This is a genomic window from Liquorilactobacillus sicerae (assembly GCF_029916425.1).
GTDB classification, from domain to species: domain Bacteria; phylum Bacillota; class Bacilli; order Lactobacillales; family Lactobacillaceae; genus Liquorilactobacillus; species Liquorilactobacillus sicerae.
In genome coordinates this window covers 1-221 of the sequence record NZ_JAHAVQ010000398.1, presented here as the reverse complement: position 1 = coordinate 221, position 221 = coordinate 1, and the positions used below count along the sequence as shown (strand labels likewise).

Annotated in this window: 1 protein-coding gene; it reads left to right on the top strand. The window is 47.5% G+C overall.

Features of this window, described 5'->3' with window-relative positions:
• Positions 1-221: mucin-binding protein (locus KH893_RS12970; RefSeq protein WP_427860486.1), on the top strand; the 221-nt coding region annotated here is incomplete at both ends.

The window sequence follows — 221 nt, the reverse complement described above, 5'->3', positions numbered from 1 at the left end:
CGAAACGAAGACTGTGAATGAAACCATCCATTATATCTATAAAGATGGTAGCAAGGCAGCCGATGACTATGTGGCAACGCCAGTTGAGTTTACACGGACAGTGTCCACAGATGCAGTCACTGGTGAGAAGACATATGGGGCATGGTCAGCAGATCAAACATTTGGCGCAGTGACTAGCCCCGAACTAAAGGGGTATACACCAGATCAGACAGCAATTGCAG